General features: G+C 72.3%; 13 protein-coding genes. 8 read left to right on the top strand and 5 right to left on the bottom strand.

Features of this window, described 5'->3' with window-relative positions; genetic code table 11:
* Nucleotides 1–95: 95 nt before the first annotated feature.
* Nucleotides 96–644, top strand: coding sequence for a Uma2 family endonuclease (locus tag ABD292_RS28470; protein ID WP_344212536.1), 549 nt, complete (start codon nucleotides 96–98; stop codon nucleotides 642–644).
* Here ABD292_RS28470 and hrpA read toward each other — a convergent pair.
* Both hrpA and ppgK read right to left on the bottom strand, forming a co-directional pair.
* Nucleotides 634–4,509: an ATP-dependent RNA helicase HrpA gene (gene hrpA / locus ABD292_RS28475; protein WP_344212538.1), complete on the bottom strand. Its 3,876-nt coding sequence runs from the start codon at nucleotides 4,507–4,509 to the stop codon at nucleotides 634–636. The genes ABD292_RS28470 and hrpA overlap by 11 nt on opposite strands.
* A gap of 108 nt (nucleotides 4,510–4,617) precedes the next feature.
* Entirely contained in the window at nucleotides 4,618–5,334 is a 717-nt protein-coding gene (gene ppgK, locus ABD292_RS28480) for a polyphosphate--glucose phosphotransferase (protein ID WP_344212540.1), read from the bottom strand.
* A 123-nt stretch (nucleotides 5,335–5,457) separates the two neighbouring features.
* Between ppgK and ABD292_RS28485 the strand changes: the two genes are divergently transcribed.
* Entirely contained in the window at nucleotides 5,458–6,606 is a 1,149-nt protein-coding gene (locus ABD292_RS28485; RefSeq protein WP_344212542.1) for a TIGR03118 family protein, read from the top strand.
* 151 nt (nucleotides 6,607–6,757) lie between these two features.
* On the opposite strand, the gene ABD292_RS28490 is transcribed toward ABD292_RS28485, so the two are convergent.
* Nucleotides 6,758–7,345, bottom strand: coding sequence for an HAD family hydrolase (locus tag ABD292_RS28490; RefSeq protein ID WP_344212544.1), 588 nt, complete (start codon nucleotides 7,343–7,345; stop codon nucleotides 6,758–6,760).
* Between the two features lie 108 nt (nucleotides 7,346–7,453).
* Between ABD292_RS28490 and ABD292_RS28495 the strand changes: the two genes are divergently transcribed.
* The gene (locus ABD292_RS28495) at nucleotides 7,454–8,272 is read left to right on the top strand and encodes a DUF4253 domain-containing protein (RefSeq protein WP_344212546.1); all 819 of its coding nucleotides are present in this window, start codon (nucleotides 7,454–7,456) and stop codon (nucleotides 8,270–8,272) included.
* A gap of 7 nt (nucleotides 8,273–8,279) precedes the next feature.
* Here the strand turns inward: ABD292_RS28495 and ABD292_RS28500 are convergent, their stop codons facing one another.
* The gene (locus ABD292_RS28500; protein ID WP_344212548.1) at nucleotides 8,280–9,113 is read right to left on the bottom strand and encodes an SAM-dependent methyltransferase; all 834 of its coding nucleotides are present in this window, start codon (nucleotides 9,111–9,113) and stop codon (nucleotides 8,280–8,282) included.
* 155 nt (nucleotides 9,114–9,268) lie between these two features.
* Nucleotides 9,269–10,525 carry a helix-turn-helix domain-containing protein gene (locus ABD292_RS28505; RefSeq protein ID WP_344212550.1) on the bottom strand — a complete coding sequence of 419 codons (1,257 nt, stop codon included), beginning with the start codon at nucleotides 10,523–10,525 and terminating at the stop codon, nucleotides 9,269–9,271.
* A gap of 289 nt (nucleotides 10,526–10,814) precedes the next feature.
* On the opposite strand from ABD292_RS28505, the gene ABD292_RS28510 reads away from it, so the two are divergent.
* The 5 genes from ABD292_RS28510 to ABD292_RS28530 all read left to right on the top strand — a co-directional run bounded on the left by ABD292_RS28510 (nucleotide 10,815) and on the right by ABD292_RS28530 (nucleotide 16,141).
* A complete protein-coding gene (locus ABD292_RS28510; RefSeq protein WP_344212552.1) occupies nucleotides 10,815–11,507 on the top strand; it encodes a hypothetical protein in 693 nt (230 codons plus the stop codon).
* 131 nt (nucleotides 11,508–11,638) lie between these two features.
* Nucleotides 11,639–12,220: a hypothetical protein gene (locus ABD292_RS28515; RefSeq protein ID WP_344212554.1), complete on the top strand. Its 582-nt coding sequence runs from the start codon at nucleotides 11,639–11,641 to the stop codon at nucleotides 12,218–12,220.
* Nucleotides 12,221–12,431: 211 nt separating this feature from the next.
* The gene (locus tag ABD292_RS28520; RefSeq protein ID WP_344212556.1) at nucleotides 12,432–13,250 is read left to right on the top strand and encodes a maleate cis-trans isomerase family protein; all 819 of its coding nucleotides are present in this window, start codon (nucleotides 12,432–12,434) and stop codon (nucleotides 13,248–13,250) included.
* Nucleotides 13,247–14,413, top strand: coding sequence for an FAD-dependent oxidoreductase (locus ABD292_RS28525; RefSeq protein ID WP_344212558.1), 1,167 nt, complete (start codon nucleotides 13,247–13,249; stop codon nucleotides 14,411–14,413). Before ABD292_RS28520 ends, ABD292_RS28525 begins: the two co-directional genes overlap by 4 nt.
* Nucleotides 14,414–14,431: 18 nt before the next feature.
* Entirely contained in the window at nucleotides 14,432–16,141 is a 1,710-nt protein-coding gene (locus tag ABD292_RS28530; RefSeq protein ID WP_344212560.1) for an RNA polymerase sigma factor, read from the top strand.
* Nucleotides 16,142–16,156: the final 15 nt, after the last annotated feature.

The raw sequence follows: 16,156 nt of genomic DNA on the forward strand, positions 1-16,156 counted from the left end.
TGCGATACTTAGCGTGCCCGTTCGAATACGAAGGGATAACTCCGATGGTAGCGATGGCGACCGAGCCTCCGGCAGCCCAGCCAGAGGAGATCAACATGCCGCACACAGCACGTGAGTTGCTCGATGCTCTGCCCCCCCTCCCCGGTTTCCGGGCCGAGGTCATCGAAGGGAACCTGATCGTGAGCCCGATGGGCAGCCCGGAACACACCTTCATGGCGGTGAACCTGCACAACGTCCTGCTGCCGCTGAGTCTCGAACGGGGGTGGCTCGCGGCGCCGGGCGGCCTCAGCGTCTGCGTCGAAGGCCCCCGCGACGCGCTCGTACCCGACTACACCCTGCTGCCACCCGGCTGTCCCCGCTGGGGCCGAGGCGAGCTGCTCTCCTCCGGTCTGATCATGGTCGCCGAGGTGGTCTCCCCCAGCAGCACGCACATCGACCGCGAGGAGAAGCGCCGCCTCTACGCCGTGGGCCGGGTGCCCGTCTACCTGCTGATCGACCCGCTGCCGGAGGTGCCGGCCGTCACCGTCCACAGCGACATCAAGGACGGTGGCTACCGGTCGATCGCCACCGTCCCGGTGGGCAAGCCCCTGCATCTGCCCGCCCCCGTCGACTTCGAGCTCGACACCTCGATCTTCATGGCGTGAGCTTGTCCATCGCCTTGGTGATGCGCTTCTCGCTGATCGGCGTGGGCGTGCCCAGGGTCTGGGCGAAGAAGCTGACCCGCAGCTCCTCGATCATCCAGCGGATCTCCACCACGTCGGGATCGCCGCGCCGCGCCGGCGGCAGCTTGTCCAGCAGGTCGTGGTAGTCGTCCTCGACCTTGTGCACCCGGTCCATCCACTCCTGGTCGCGCCACGGGTCCTCGGGCAGCTTGCCGAGGCGGCGCTCTACGGCGCGGACGTAGCGGAGCAGGTCGGACAGGCGGCGGTGGCCGGTCGCCGTGACGAACCCCTTGTAGATCAGGTGGCCGAGCTGGTCGCGTACGTCGTCGGTGGCGGCGCTCGGGCGCAGGGCGTCGAGGCGGGCCGTCGCCTCGTGCCAGACGGCCAGGATCTGCTCGACCTTCGCCAGCACCCCGGCCGCCGTGTCGTGCAGCTCGGCGCGGACGTGCTGGTAGAGGCGGTCAAAGGCGACCGGGTCCCAGGCGGGACCGCCGGCCTCCCCCATGAGCTGGTCGACGGCCGCGTTGACCACGTCGTCGAAGAGCGCGACCGCGCCGCCGTGCGGGCTGCGCGACAGCGCCAGCTTGGCCTGGTTGGACAGGCCGGCCAGCAGGGACTTGGCCGGGTTGGTGACGTTGAGCAGGAGCAGGCGGCGTACGCCCGGCCAGTGGGCGCGGCGCTGCTCGGCCTCGGTCTCGAAGATCTTGATGGAGACGGAGTCGCCGGCGTCCACGAGCGCCGGGTAGCCCTTCATCCGGCCCTGCTCGAACACCTTCGGCAGGCTGCCGAAACTCCAGGTGCGCAGGCCCGTCCGCTCCAGGTCGTCGCCGGCCTCGGCGAGCGTCTGACGCAGCCGGGGCGCGAGACGGCGCTTGAGCGCGTCGAGGTCCTTGTCCTCGGCCAGCGTGCGCTTGCGCTCGTCGATCACCCGGTACGTGATCCGCAGGTGGTCGGGGATCTGGTCGAGCTGCCAGGCCTCGCGCGGCACGCGTACGCCGGTCAGGCGCAGCAGCTCGCGCTCCACGGCGGCCAGCAGCGGCTCACCACCGGGCTTGACCGCGGCCAGCACCTGCTTGGCGTAGTTGGGGGCGGGCACGAAGTTGCGGCGCAGGTTCTTCGGCAGGGAGCGGATCAGCGCGGTGATCAGCTCCTCGCGCAGGCCGGGGATCTGCCAGTCGAAGCCGTCGGAGCCGACCTGGTTGAGCACCTGGAGCGGCACGTGCACGGTGACGCCGTCGGCGTCGGCGCCCGGCTCGAACTGGTAGGTCAGCCGCATCCGCTGGCCGAGCTGCTTCCAGGTGTCGGGGTAGTCGCGCGCGCTGACGTCGGCGCCCTCGTTGACCAGCATCTCCGGCGAGAAGGTGAGCAGGTCGGGCGTCTGCTGCCTGGCCGTCTTCCACCAGGAGTCGAAGTGCCGGGCCGAGACCACGTCGGCGGGGACGCGCTGGTCGTAGAAGTCGAACAGCGCCTCGTCGCCCACCATGATGTCGCGCCGGCGGGCGCGGTTCTCCAGCTCCTCGACCTCGCCGAGCAGCTTGCGGTTGTCCTTGAGGAACCGGTGGTGGGTGTCCCAGTCGCCCTCGACGAGCGCGTGCCGGATGAACAGCTCGCGGCACAGGTCGGGGTCGATGCGGCCGTAGTTGACCTTGCGGCCGACGACGAGCGGCACGCCGTAGAGCGTGACCTTCTCCAGGGCGATCACCGCGCCCTGGTTCTTCTCCCAGTGGGGCTCGGAGTAGCTCCGTTTGACCAGGTGCTGGGCGAGGGGCTCGACCCAGGCCGGCTCGATCTTGGCGTTGACCCGCGCCCAGAGCCGGGAGGTCTCGACGAGCTCCGCCGACATGATCCACTGCGGTTGCTTCTTGGCGAGGGCCGAGCCGGGGAAGATCGCGAAGCGGGCGTTGCGGGCGCCGAGGTATTCCTGGATCGGGCGGCGGCCGCCGTCGGCCGGGCGCTGCTTGTCGAGCACGTCCTTGACGCCGATGTGCGACAGCAGGCCGACCAGCAGCGACACGTGCACGTGGTAGGGGTCGGCGGGGGTGCTGTCGGGCTGCACGCCGAGCGACTGGCGGAGCTGGCTGTAGATGTCCTGCCACTCGCGTACGCGCAGGTAGTTGAGGAACTCGGCCTTGCACAGCCGGCGGAACGCGCTGGAGGACAGCTCCCGCTGTTTCTCGCGCAGGTAGTTCCACAGGTTGAGGTGGGCCATGAAGTCGGAGTCGGGGTCGGCGAAGCGGCGGTGCTTCTCGTCGGCCTGCTGCTGCTTGTCGGCCGGCCGCTCGCGCGGGTCCTGGATGGACAGGGCGGCGGCGATGACCATGACCTCGCGCAGGCAGCCGTTCTTCTCCGCCTCCAGCACCATGCGGCCGAGACGCGGGTCGACCGGCAGGGTGGCGAGCTTGCGGCCGATCGGCGTGAGCCGGCCCTGCGCGTCGAAGGCGCCGAGCTCGTGCAGCAGGTTGACGCCGTCCTTGACCTGGCGGCGGTCCGGCGGCTCGACGAACGGGAACGCCTCGATGTCGCCGAGCCCGATCGCGGTCATCTGCAGGATGACCGAGGCCAGGTTGGTCCGCAGGATCTCAGGGTCGGTGAACTCGGGCCGGCCGAGGAAGTCCTCCTCCTCGTACAGCCGGATGCAGATGCCGTCGGAGGTGCGGCCCGAGCGGCCCTTGCGCTGGTTGGCGCTCGCCTGCGAGATGGGCTCGATCGGCAGGCGCTGGACCTTGGTGCGGTGGCTGTAGCGGGAGATGCGGGCGAAGCCGGGGTCCACGACGTATTTGATGCCGGGGACGGTGAGCGAGGTCTCGGCCACGTTGGTGGCGAGGACGATGCGCCGGCCGGTGTGCGACTGGAAGACGCGGTGCTGCTCGGCGGCGCTGAGCCGGGCGTAGAGCGGCAGGATCTCGGTGTTGCGGAACTCGGCCTTGCCCAGGGCGTCGGCGGCGTCGCGGATCTCCCGCTCGCCGGACAGGAACACGAGGATGTCGCCGGGCCCCTCGGTGATCAGCTCGCGGCAGGCGTTGACGATGCCCTGGGTCTGGTCGTCGTCCTCCTCCAGCGGCCGGTAGCGCACCTCGACGGGGTAGGTGCGGCCGGAGACCTCGATGATCGGCGCGTCGTCGAAGTGCCGGGAGAAGCGCTCGGGGTCGATGGTGGCGCTGGTGATGATGACCTTGAGGTCGGGGCGCTGGGGCAGGAGCTGCTTGAGATAGCCGAGGATGAAGTCGATGTTGAGGCTGCGCTCGTGGGCCTCGTCGATGATCAGGGTGTCGTACTGGTCGAGCAGGCGGTCGTTCTGCAGCTCGGCCAGCAGGATGCCGTCGGTCATCAGCTTGACGAGCGTGCGCTCGCTCGCCTGGTCGGTGAAGCGCACCTTGTAGCCGACGACCTCGCCGAGCCCGGTGCCGAGCTCCTCGGCGACGCGCTCGGCGACCGTGCGGGCGGCGATGCGGCGGGGCTGGGTGTGGCCGATCAGGCCACGGACGCCGCGCCCCAGCTCCAGGCAGATCTTGGGGATCTGCGTGGTCTTGCCGGACCCGGTCTCACCGGCGATGATCACGACCTGATGGTCGCGGATCGCGGCGAGGATGTCGTCCTTGCGCTGCGAGACCGGCAGGTTCTCCGGGTAGCGGATGGCGGGCACGGCGGCGCGGCGGCGTTCGAGACGCCGCTCGGCGCGTTCGACGTCGGCCAGGATCTCCGCGACGATCTTGTCCCGGGTGTCGCGGGAGCGGACCCGGCGCATGCCGTCGAGCCTGCGCCGCAGCCGCCGCTGGTCGCGCGGCATGAGCTCGGGCAGGCGGGACTGGAGGTCGGCGAGCGGAGAGGACACGGAAGGCGTTCCCATACTGCTTTCAAGGATATTTGAGCCGCGCAGAAGCGGAGCCAACGGCCCATCGTGCCCCACCGTCCGCGACCGGCGCACCCCAATATCGGCGGACCCGGCCAGGGCTGGTCAGGGGCGGGCGGCCAGGGCCGCGCCGATGATGCCGGCCTCGTTCTGCAGCCCGGCCGGCACCACCCGGGTGCGCAGCGTGATGTGCGGCAGGAACTTCTCGGCCTTCTTGCTGACGCCGCCGCCGATCACGACGAGCGACGGAGAGAACAACATCTCCACGTGCTCCAGGTATTCCTGGACCCGTTCGGCCCACTTCTCCCAGCTCAGGTCGTGCTCCTCGCGCGCCCGCGAGGAGGCCCGGTGCTCGGCGTCCTTGCCGTGGAGCTCCAGGTGCCCCAGCTCGGTGTTGGGCACCAGCACGCCGTCGCGGAACAGCGCGCTGCCGATGCCCGTGCCGAAGGTCAGCATGAGCACGGTGCCCTTCTCCCCGCGCCCGCAGCCGAACCTCATCTCGGCCACGCCGGCCGCGTCGGCGTCGTTGAGCACGGCCGCGCCGCCGAACAGCGCCGCCGCGTCCACCCCGATCCACGACCGGTCGACGTTGGCGGCCGTGCGCACCACGCCGTCCACGATCACGCCGGGGAAGGTCACCCCGACCGGCCCCGTCCAGGCGAAGTGTTCGCGGATCTGCCGTACGGCGGCCTCGACCGCCTCGGGGCGGGACGGCTCAGGGGTGGGGATCCGCAGGCGCTCCTCGGTCAGCTCTCCGGCGTCGGTGTCCACGGGGGCGCCTTTGATCCCCGAACCACCGATGTCGATGCCCAGTACGTTCATGCGTGTCCCTTCCCCGATCCTGCGCGATGAAGTCGCCTGACGATTTTTCCCCATGACGGAACCTGAACCTGCCTTCCCCCGTCCACGTACCTCCCGTCACAAGCGCTAACTAGGAGGCAACGGATGCGGCCACGCATCATCACACTCTGCGCTGTTGCGGTCGTCTTGGGAGCGACTCTCACCACTCCCGCACACGCCACCACCAGGACTCGTTTCGACGTCACCAACCTTGTGTCGGACGTTCAGGGCAAAGCCCCGGTCACCGACGCCAAGGTCGTCAACCCGTGGGGCCTGGCCATGGGCAAGACGCTGTGGGTCTCCAACACGGGCACCGGCACCGCCACGGTCTACTCCGGCACCGGCAAGAAGGAGCAGACCGAGGTGTGGATCCCCGGCGGAGCACCCACCGGCCAGGTCTTCAACCCCGGCAGCGGCTTCACCGTCAAGGGCAAGCCCGCCACGTTCATCTTCTCCAGCCCGAGCGGCGCCATCACCGGCTGGAACGCCGAGGTGGACCCGAAGAACGCGATCATCGCGGCGTTCACCCGGGGCGCCGACTACAAGGGGCTGGAGCTCGTCCAGACCGAGGACGACGCCTTTCTGCTGGCCGCCGACTTCGCCGGTGGCCGCATTCACGCCTTCGACCAGGACTTCCAGCGCATCCGCCTGTCGCGCTGGCAGTTCAGGGACCCGGGGGTGCCGAGCAACTACCACGCCTACAACGTGGCGGTGGCCAACGGCAACATCTGGGTGTCGTACGCGCTGCGTGACCAGTCCACCGGCAAGCCGGTCTTCGGCAACGGCAAGGGCTTCGTGAGCCGTTTCAACGCCTCCGGCCGCGTCACCGGCCGCATCTCCCGCGTCGGGCTCAACGCCCCCTGGGGCATCACCGCGGCGCCCAGAGGCTGGGGCCAGTTCTCCGGAGCCCTGCTCGTCGGCAACTTCGGCGACGGCACCGTGCACGCCTACAAGAACAGCCGTCACCTCGGCGCGCTGGCCACGGCGAACGGCCGGCCGATCGTGCTGCCGGGCCTGTGGGACCTGGAGCCGGGCACCGCGGCCACCGGCGGCGAGCGCTCCCTGTGGTTCTCCGCGGGCATCGACGGCACCAAGCACGGCCTGATCGGCGTCATCAGCCCGCAGGGCGTGAAGCCGACCTCCACCGGCGCGGCGGCCAACCCGTCCGCCTCCCCGAAGCACCCCTCGGGGCACAAGACGAGCGCCCCAGCCACCACCTCGCCGTCCTCCCAGAACCCGTACGGCGGGTATTAGGCCGGCGCTCCCGCGCCGCCGTCCCCGGCGGGCTGCTTGGCCCGGCGAGGAGCGCAGCTCGCCGAGACAGCGAGCCGGGGACGGCGGTCCCGCAGACGTTTCCGGCGCGGCCGGCGCGAGCCGCGCCGGAAACCTGCCGGTGAGGCAGAGCTCAGAACGCGCCGGCGAGCACGGCCGCCAGGTCGGCCGCCGTGCGGAAGTGCACCCCGGTCATGCCGAGAGCCTCGGCGGCGTGCACGTTCTCCAGCCGGTCGTCGACGAACAGGCATCGCTCCGGCGGCACGCCGGCCCGCTCGGCGGCGATCTCATAGATGCGCGGGTCGGGCTTGGCCACCCGCACGCGGTAGCTGCTGACCAGGTCGTCGGCGAAGTAGCGCAGGCCCAGCCGGTCCAGGTGCTCCTCCACGGTGTCCATGGCGTTGGTCACGAGGATCACCGGGACGTGCCGCTGCGCGCTCGCCAGCAGCGCCCTGACCTCCTCGTCGACGAAGAACGGCACCTCCATGAACTCGGCGACCGCCCGCCTGGCGGCCTCTCCCCCGCCGAGCGCCGCGACGATGGACTCGGCCCACTCCGTCTCGGTGGCGAGGCCCAGCGTGGGCGGCCCGATCAGGGCGGGGTCGAAGGCGGTCTTCCGCAGCGGCAGGCCGTAACGGGCCTCGATCTCGGCCTGGACGCCGTGGTCGAACTGGCGCAGCACTCCGTCAAGGTCCGACAGGACCGCATCAAACCGGATCACAGCGCTCATTGTCGCAGCTCGCGCCTTTTCCCGTACCACCGGAAGGTCTCTGAGCGATCGTCGGCACTACCATCTCCGAGACAGGATTCGGTATCGGAACGGTAGGGCATGAGCGATCACCGGCTGCCACGTGAGCTGAGCCGGCTGTTCCCCGACGGCGGCAGGGGGCGCAGCCTCGGCGTGTCGCTGCCTCCGGGCGAGCTGGTCTGGCCCGATCCCGGTTACACGGGGCAGGGCCGGGCGGTGACTCCCGCGTTCTGGATGAGCTCCGAGCCGGTCGCCGGCGAGGACTGGGCGCTCATGCGCGCCTGGCATCCGCACAGCGGGCTGTGGCCGCTGCTGCTGGACGAGTCCGCGCAGCCGTGGGCGGTGGGCCAGGTCGTCCCCGACGATCCCCGCCAGATCGACCACTTCACCGCCGAGGGCTTCATGACCGAGGTGTGGCAGGAGTGGGTGGCGCAGATGCCGGCGGACGCGATGGAGGAGCTGGAGCCGTACGGCGCGATCTGCCCTGGTCCGGCGCCGCCGGGCGAGCTGAGGGCCGATCCTGAAGCGGTCGCCGACTGGTACGCGGCCCGGCTCGCCGCGCGGAGCCTGCCGCTCGGCCTGGTCGCCGCGGCGCGCGGGGCGGACGCGCTGGCCGTCATGGGCTGGCAGGGGGCGCTGCACCACAACGAGTGGATGGTGCCGATGGCGGCGGTCGTGCGCAGCTGGGAGGAGCGGTTCGGGGCGCGGGTGGTGAGCGTGGGCTTCAACACGCTCGAACTGAGCGTGGCCGCCCCGCCGGTGGACCCGGAGCACGCGCTGCACGTGGCGGCCGAGCACTGGACGTTCTGCCCGGACAACGTCGTGCAGGGCCCCGGCGACCTGCGAGGGTACGCCGAGCAGATCATCGGCGGGCACGCGTGGTCGTTCTGGTGGGACTGAGGCCGCCTCACGGGATGCGGGCCACCGCCCCGTAGGTGCCCGACGCGCTCGGGTCGTCCAGTCCGGCGGCGTCGTGACCGTCGGGCCGCCACTCCGGGACCCACACCAGCCCCGGATCGACCAGCACCAGACCGTCCAGCAGCGCCGCCACCTCCTCCTTGGCGCGGATCGCGTGACCGGGCAACGTCATCGCCAGCAGGTCGTGGACGGCGGGCAGCAGCTCGGGCGGCACGCCGTCGAACGTGGTCTGCAGGAGCGACAGGTAGCTGCCCTCCGCCACCGCCTGGCGGACGCGCTTGATCACGTAGTGGAAGTACTCCTCGTCGTTCAGGCTGTGGGTGGACAGCAGCAGCACCGCCACGGGCCGGTCCCAGTCGAGGAAGGTCCGCATGACGTGGTCGTCGAGGACCTCGTCGATGTCGCGTACGTCGCCCTCGACCACGCGGACGAGATCGGTGACGGGCTCGATGGTCGCCCGCGCCCCGGCCAGCACCATGGGGTCGTTCTCCACGTAGACGACGCGGGGCCGCCCGCCGGGGAGCGCCTCGCGGGCCACGTCGTGCAACTGCCGGCCGGCGGGCAGCCCGGAGGGCACGCCGCTGCCGACGACGACGAATTGTTCGACGCCACCGGCGGCCAGCCAGCGCACCACACGGCGCACATGGTGAAGCACCGCCCGCGCGGCTTTCGTGGTGATCGGAGCCGCGAGGTCATAACGCCGCATCGCATCCCGGTCGGCCACGAAGTTGTTCTTTCCACCCGCGGCCGCGTCGAGGATGCGGGTGGCACTGGCCTGGGTCATCTCCAGCTTCGCCAGGTTTCGGATGGCACGCTGACGCATTGAGTGTTGCCCCTTTCCCCTCGCCCACAATCTCGGGAAAAGTTGTCCTTTCGGACCCCACTCGATGACCCAGAACCTATGATCCCCGCCGGATGAGAGAACACAACACGAAATGCCATTAGTTTTGGGTATATCTGGCTAACCGCCGGAAATGATCACTTTCCGAGCGAACGCGAAAGCCTTTCGCAATGGGCGCTCAGCAGCTCGACGGTCTCCTCGCGGGTGGTCGTCGTCACCGACAGCTTCGTGAACGCCTGGTGGTAGGACTCCACCGCGCCGGTGTCGGTGAGCAGCTCGTCGCGGTCGATGCCGTGCGCGCAGGCGACGTCGGCCTCGTACGCCTCGGCGAAGCGCCAGAGCGTGAAGGGGCCGGTGCGCGGCACGTAGGCGGGGTCGTCCATCGGCACCACGTGCAGCGAGACGTTGGGCCGCTTGGCCTGGTCCATCAGCGTTTCGAGCTGGCGCAGCTGGATGTGCCTGCCGACGATCGAGCGCAGCAGCACGCTCTCGTCGACGATCGCCCACAGCACGACGCCGCTCTCGCGGGTGAGCGCCTCCTGGCGGGCCGTCACCAGGGCGAGCGCCTCCTCGACGGTCGGCTGGCCGTACGTGGCCGGGCCCATCACGGTGAGCGCGGCGCGGGCGTATTCCTCGGTCTGCAGCAGCGGCGGCACGAACTGGGTGTGGAAGGTGCGGATCAGCGTGGCCCGCTGCTCCAGCGCGTAGGTGGTGGCCAGCCAGACCGGGATGGAGTGCGCGTCGTACCAGGCGGCCTCGCGCTCGCCGCGGGCCAGCGACAGGACGTATTCGCGGATCGGCGGCGAGCCCACGCCGAAGAGCGTGAGCAGCCGCTCGACGGTGATCGGCGGCGGCGCGAGCCGGCCCTCCTCGATGGCGGGGATCGGCGCCGCGCCCCTGCCGAGCGCGGTCTCGACCTGCTCGACCGTCAGGTCGGCGGCCAGCCGCAGCCCGTGCAGCCGGCGGCCGAGCGCGCGGCGCTGGGGGCCGGTCAGCGGGGCGGCGGCCTCGGGGATCTCGTCGGCGGGCTCGGGCTCGTCGGGCAGCCCCTCGGCCCTGCGGGCGAGGTCGACCACGCCGCGCAGCACGCTGAGCGACGCCTCGGACAGGCCGGAGGCGGACAGGCCGAGCGTGGCGGCGCGCACCTGGAGGTCCTCGACCGCGCCGGACTCCAGGTGGTCGTCGCCGACCAGCCAGCCCACGCTCACCTGGAGGCAGGAGGCCAGCGCCCGCAGCACCTGGAGCGTCGGGTTGGTCTGTTTGCCCGTGCGTAGCTGGCTGACGTAGGCGCGGGTGATGGGGATGCCCGCCTCCGTCAGCGTGGAGGCGACCTGGGCGCCCGTGAATCCGCGCTTGGTCAGCGCGAGATCGAGCCGCTCGGCGAAGTTCGCCACGGCACACCTCCTACTGCCCGTGAACTTTTCCAGCGTAAGGGACGCGGGGCCCGGTGTCCCCCGCCATGCGGGCTAGCTCTGCCCCGCGGGTGGGAACCAACTTATGCGGAAACTGTCAGTTGACATAGCCCCCTCTTGAAGCAGACTATCGGAGCACGTTGATAAGTGAGGCTTAACGGCCGGAAGATTCTGGAGAGAGTCCCCGACGAGGAGGTGGCCGGAGGTGACCATGGAAGTCTCGGGCGGTTCCTGGTTCCAAGAGGATTCGGTCCCTTCCCCGCAGGAGCGCGTGGTACATCGCATCTGCAGTCGTGTCGCCGGGGCGGACGTGCACGTCGCCGATCTGCCTCTGGGCGGCGTACAGGTCTGGCTGGACGACGCCGGCGACCGCTGGCGTCACTACCACCGGATGGCCCGCGAGCTGCGGCTGGCCGGCTGGCACACGGAGACCGGGCCCGACCGGCTGCTGCTGCTCGGCTGGAGCTCGGTGTGCCTGAGCCACCGCGCGAGGATGCTGGGCGCGGCACTGTCGGGACGGCTCGCCGACTTCGACCGTACGGCGTTCACCGCCGTCATGGCGGCCACCCGGCTGCTGCACGACGGCTTCCCCGCCCAGGACCTCGCGGCCGAGGTGGAGGCGCGCTGCCGCCACCTGCTGCGCTGGCCCGAGCGGCTGGCCGACCTCGACGGCCTGCAACGTACGTCGTCGCTGGAGCCCATGCGGCTCCGCCTGGCCCAGGTGGCCGGGCTGGAGGCCAAGGTGGGCCGGCGCTGCGGCGAGCACCTGGCGCTCGCGGCGAAGGTCGCGCGGATGGTCGCCGGCGGCGCGATGCCGGCCGCCGCCCCCGCGGGCGGCCCGCGTGCCCGGCACGCCGGCCGGACGGCCGAGCGGGCGGGGCTGGGCCAGCGGGCCGGGCTGACCGAGCGCATGGTCTGCGCCAGCGTGCCGAACCTGGCCTTGAGCGCGGTGACCGCGCGATGACGACCGCTTCACTCCACACGTACGCGCCGCCGTCCGCGAGCGGGCCCGGCCCGCTCGTCCCCGCAAGGGGACCGGCGGCGCGCCTGGCGCTGGCCCCGGCGCTGTCCTGCCTTCCCGGCACCGTGCGGCACGTGCCCGAGAAAATCGGCGCGGTGCTGTTGGCCAGCGCGGTCGCGGCTGGCGTGCTGGCCAAACCGGAGGACAGCGCCTGGGGTCGGCTGGGTGCGCGTCCGCCGGGGTGCGGGGTCGCGCCCCGCCCCCGGCGGCGCGCGGCCCCGACGACACATCTCTTCACCGAAATGCTGATGACCACAAGGGACGGGATCATCTCTGGCGGGGGTCCCGTCCCGTGCGGAGGCCGCGCGATGCGCGTCTCCGTGTCCGAGGCCATCGGCATGGGGGCGATGCCGGGCAGTGCGATCGGCGTGACGGGCGCCGCTGTGCTGATCGGCCGGCCGTCAGGGAACGGTCCGGTGCCCAAGCGTTCCTCCGTGCTGGTGGCCGTCCTGATGGCCGCCGTTCCGCTCGACTCCGCGGCGCTGGTGCGGGTCGCCGCCGCGTCGAGCCATGAGACCGCACGTCGATCTCACCATCGATCTCAACGTCGATCTCAGCGCGCGGCAGGTGGGGGGCCGGCGATGCCGAGCCGGCCCTCCGCCCACTCCGGGCGCGACCGGTTTCATCGGGTCCCCAGCCCAGCCATGCACCGATAGACAGGAGCGGACATGCTCGCGGACGAGATGCGCAGGTCACGACCACACGAGGTTCGCCCGGCCCGGCCAGGGCCGCCGCACGACGAACCCGGCGCCGAGACGGAAGCGCGCGGCGCGCACCGGTTGCGCAGGATAAGGCGGACACCCGTGCCGCCCGGCCGGACGCCGCGGCACCGTGCGCACTGATCCCGCCGCTCCCGAGGAGACCTCGATGCGCACTCGTTCGGTGGTGAGCCGCGGCAGGGTGGGCGTGATCGTGGCGCCCGCGAACCCGTCGGCGGAGCCGGAGCTGACCCGCCTGCTCGGGTCGCGGGCCGACATGCACGTGGCCCGCTTCCCCGTACGGCGCGGGCTGCCCCTGGCCGAGCGCCTGGAGAGCTACAACGACGAGCTCCCCCTCATGGTGTACGCCTTCGACGGCCTGCCGCTCAACGCCATGGTCATGGCCTGCAGCGAGCCCCGCTACCTGCTCGGACCCGACGAGGACCGCGAGCAGTGCGCGCGCCTGAGCGCGGCGGCCGGCGCGCCGTTCGCCTCGTCCACCCTCGCCACGCGTGAGGCGCTGGCGCACGTCGGGGTGAGCGACATCGTGCTGGTGTCGCCGTACCAGCCGTGGCTGACGGAGCTCGCCGAACGCTTCTGGAAGACCGCCGGGCTGACGGTCACCCAGACGGTGCAGGTGCGCGCCAAGACCGGCTACTCCTCGTACGCGGTCACCCCCTCCGAGCTGATCAGCCAGGTCGAGCTGGCCGACGTGCCCGAGGACGCGGTGCTGCTGTTCACCGGCACCGGCCTGCCCACGCTGCCCGTGCTCGGCCCGCTGAGCACCGGCAACGACCGGCTGCTGCTCACCTCGAACCTCTGCACGGCCTGGTGGGCGCTGTCACGGGCCACCGGACAGCACGTGACGCTGAGCCGCGTCCCCCACCGCAGCCGCGTCCCCGCGCAGGGAGGTCACGTCCCGGCGCAGGGAGGCCCCGTGCCGCCGCAGGGGAGCCCGATCCCCGCGCAGGGGAGGCGCCCGGCATGAACGGCGTCATCGTGGTGGGCGCGGGGCCCGCGGGACTGACCGCGGCGCTCTCGCTGGCCAGGGCGGCGATCCCGGTCACCGTGCTGGAGAGCGGGAACGAGCCGCCGCGCCAGCCACGCGCCTGCACTTTCCACCCGGCCACGCTCGACCTGCTCGACGGGCTGGGCGTGGCGGCGCCGCTGGTCGCGGGAGGGCGGGTCGTGGACCGGGTCCAGTGGCGCGACCGGCTCGGGACCGTGCTCGCCGAGATGGGCATGAACCGGCTGGACGGGCTCACCCGGCACCCGTTCCGGGTCCACGCCGACCAGAACGCGCTCACGCCGCTGCTGCTGCGGGCGCTCGCCGTCTACGGCGACGCCGACGTGCGCTTCGGCGCCCGCGTGGACGGCGTGGCCGAGGGCGGCACGGGCATCCGGGTCCGCGTGGGCCACACCTGGACGCGGGCCAGGTACCTCATCGCGGCCGACGGCGCGCAGAGCACCGTGCGGGCCGCGCTGGGGCTGCCGTTCCCCCGGTCGGGGCACATCGCGCAGGCGCTGCGGGTGTTCACCGACTCGCCGCTGGACCGGATGCTGCCGAGCCTCGCGCCGCTCACGTACGTGCGCGACGTCCAGCAGTCGTGCACCCTGTTCGGGCTGTCCGACCACTGGCGGATCATCTTCAAGATCCCCGTGGACGGGCACGAGCCGCTGTCGCAGGGCAACCTGTCGATGCTGGTGCGCCGGGCGCTGCCGGGCGCGGGCGGGCCGATCAGGGTGGCCGGCGCGGACCGGTTCGGCCTGTCGCGGGGGGTGCTGCCCTCGTACCGGTGCGGGCGGGTGCTGTTCGTCGGCGACGCGGCGCACCTGACCTCGACCGTCGGCGGGCTCAACATGAACGCCGGCATCCACGACGCCGCCGAGGCCGCCCAGGTGATCGCCGCCGTGCTGCGCGGCCGCGCCCGGCCGGCCGCGCTGGAGGCGTGGGCGTGGCGGCGGCGCTCGGTGCTGATGCAGCGGGTGCTGCCGCGTGGCGAGACCCGGCTGGTGGGCGTGCGCGAGCACGACAGCGCCCGGCTGGCCGCGGCCATGGACGGGTTGCGGGCGATCGCCGGCGACCCCGACGCGACCCGGGCGTACCTGGCCCAGGCGTCCCTGCTCGACAACGTGCCGGGACGAACGTGACGAGGAGGTGACAGCCGGATGTGGCGGACGCTGTCCGACGACGCGCGGCAGGCCATCCGTGACCTGTGCGACCAGCACGGGGCGCGCCTGTACGACTACTGCCGCACCGAGCTGGCCGAGGGCGACGCCGAGCAGGCGGTCGCCGGCGCGCTGCTGACGGCTCACCTGTACGCCGAGCGCGCGGGCGACCCGGCACTCAACCGGCCCTGGATGTACGCGCTGGCCCGCGCCCACCGCGCCGTCGTCGCCAAACCGGCGAGCATCGGCTCCTGGTCCCGCCCCGGCCGCATGTCGGAGCTGCTGCCCGAGGCCCTGCTGTCGCTGGAGCGGCCGCAGCGCGAGCTGCTGGACCTGTCCGTACGGCACGGCCTGGCCGACGCCGAGCTCGCCACGATCTTCGAGCTGGACGCGGCCGAGGTGCGCGCGATCGTGACCCGGGCCGCGGCCGGCCTGGAGGAGTGGTTCGCCGCGATCCTCGCCGCGCGCGGCCCCGACGGCTGCCCCGACCTGACCGCGCGGGTGTCGGCGTGGGTGGCCGCGCCCGGCCGCCGGGCCAGGGCGAGGCTCGGCCGCCACATCCAGTCCTGTGCGACCTGCCGGGCCGCGCCCAGGACCGTGACGGCGGCGGCGCTGCTGCGCCGGCTGCCGATCGCCACCGTGCCCGGCACCCTCGCTGACCGGCTGGCGTCCGCGCAGCCGCTGCCCGGAGAGGGTCCCCTCTGGCGGGCGGACGGCTTCCCCGTGCAGGCACGCACACTGGTGGAGACCGGTTCGGCGGAGACTGGCCGCTGGGCCGGCGCTCCACCGGTCGCCGACGCCACGCCGTCCGTCCCCGTCGCCGACCCCACGACGGCGACGCAGGGAAAGCCCTGGTCGGCGGCGGGCGCGGCCGCCGCCGACCAGGAGCTCCCCGCCGCTCCCGCGGCCCGCGGGCGGCATCCGTTCGCGCCGCAGAGCCGGACCAGGGCCTTCCGCGGGGGCGCGTACACCGACAAGCTCGTCTACAGCACCACGCTCAAGGGCGAGAGCAACGGCCACGCCCGGTCGCCCGACGCGATCATCCGCTACGGCGGCATCACGATGAGCGGCGAGCCGGACGGCGCGGGCAAGCAGTGGCAGGACTACTGGAAGGAGCCGCCGGGCGACGATCCGGAGGCGGGCGCCCCGATCCGGGCGGTGTCGCGGCTGGCGCTCGTCCTCGGCGTGGGCCTGCTGGCGGCCGGCCTGGTGTGGGCGCTGCTGAACGCCCGCGACCATCCGGCCGTGGTCACCAAGGCGGCGGCGCAGACGAACGTGCTGCTGGAGCGGCCGTCGAAGTGGGTGGCCGAGGTCACCGCGCCGACGGCGGAGCCGGTCCCCGCGGGAGGTTCCGGGCTGAGCAGCGTGCCGAGGACGGCTGAGCTGCCCCGGCCGGCGCCGCCGGTGGCGCGGCTGACGCCGGCGTCGATCTCGCTGGGCGCGGCCCGCGCCGGGTCGTTCGCGCTGGCGTGCACGGGCCGCTGCACGATCACCTCGGTCAGCGCCACGTCCGGTCTGTCGGTCTCAGGCCGAAACTTCCGGGTACGCGAGGCCGCCGACTGCGGCGACCGGAACCGCAAAGGCCGGATCCTGGTCCGCTGGACCGGGACGGCCACCGGCGACGGCGTGCGCACCGGCGGCACGGCCACCGCGCGGGGCACGCTGGCCCTCGCCGTGAGCTGGACCACCGGCCGGGGCCCCTGCGAGTAGGGGCCCCGGGGGGGT

The organism is Nonomuraea bangladeshensis (assembly GCF_039529455.1).
Classification (GTDB): Bacteria; Actinomycetota; Actinomycetes; order Streptosporangiales; family Streptosporangiaceae; genus Nonomuraea; species Nonomuraea bangladeshensis.

Excerpts from the sequence above, each read along its gene's own strand:
- ABD292_RS28530 (WP_344212560.1), top strand. The coding sequence starts at position 14,432 with ATGTGGCGGACGCTGTCCGACGACGCGCGGCAGGCCATCCGTGACCTG.
- ABD292_RS28470 (WP_344212536.1), top strand. The coding sequence starts at position 96 with ATGCCGCACACAGCACGTGAGTTGCTCGATGCTCTGCCCCCCCTCCCC.
- ABD292_RS28520 (WP_344212556.1), top strand. The coding sequence starts at position 12,432 with ATGCGCACTCGTTCGGTGGTGAGCCGCGGCAGGGTGGGCGTGATCGTG.
- hrpA (WP_344212538.1), bottom strand. The coding sequence starts at position 4,509 with ATGGGAACGCCTTCCGTGTCCTCTCCGCTCGCCGACCTCCAGTCCCGC.
- ABD292_RS28485 (WP_344212542.1), top strand. The coding sequence starts at position 5,458 with ATGCGGCCACGCATCATCACACTCTGCGCTGTTGCGGTCGTCTTGGGA.
- ABD292_RS28495 (WP_344212546.1), top strand. The coding sequence starts at position 7,454 with ATGAGCGATCACCGGCTGCCACGTGAGCTGAGCCGGCTGTTCCCCGAC.
- ABD292_RS28525 (WP_344212558.1), top strand. The coding sequence starts at position 13,247 with ATGAACGGCGTCATCGTGGTGGGCGCGGGGCCCGCGGGACTGACCGCG.
- ppgK (WP_344212540.1), bottom strand. The coding sequence starts at position 5,334 with ATGAACGTACTGGGCATCGACATCGGTGGTTCGGGGATCAAAGGCGCC.
- ABD292_RS28500 (WP_344212548.1), bottom strand. The coding sequence starts at position 9,113 with ATGCGTCAGCGTGCCATCCGAAACCTGGCGAAGCTGGAGATGACCCAG.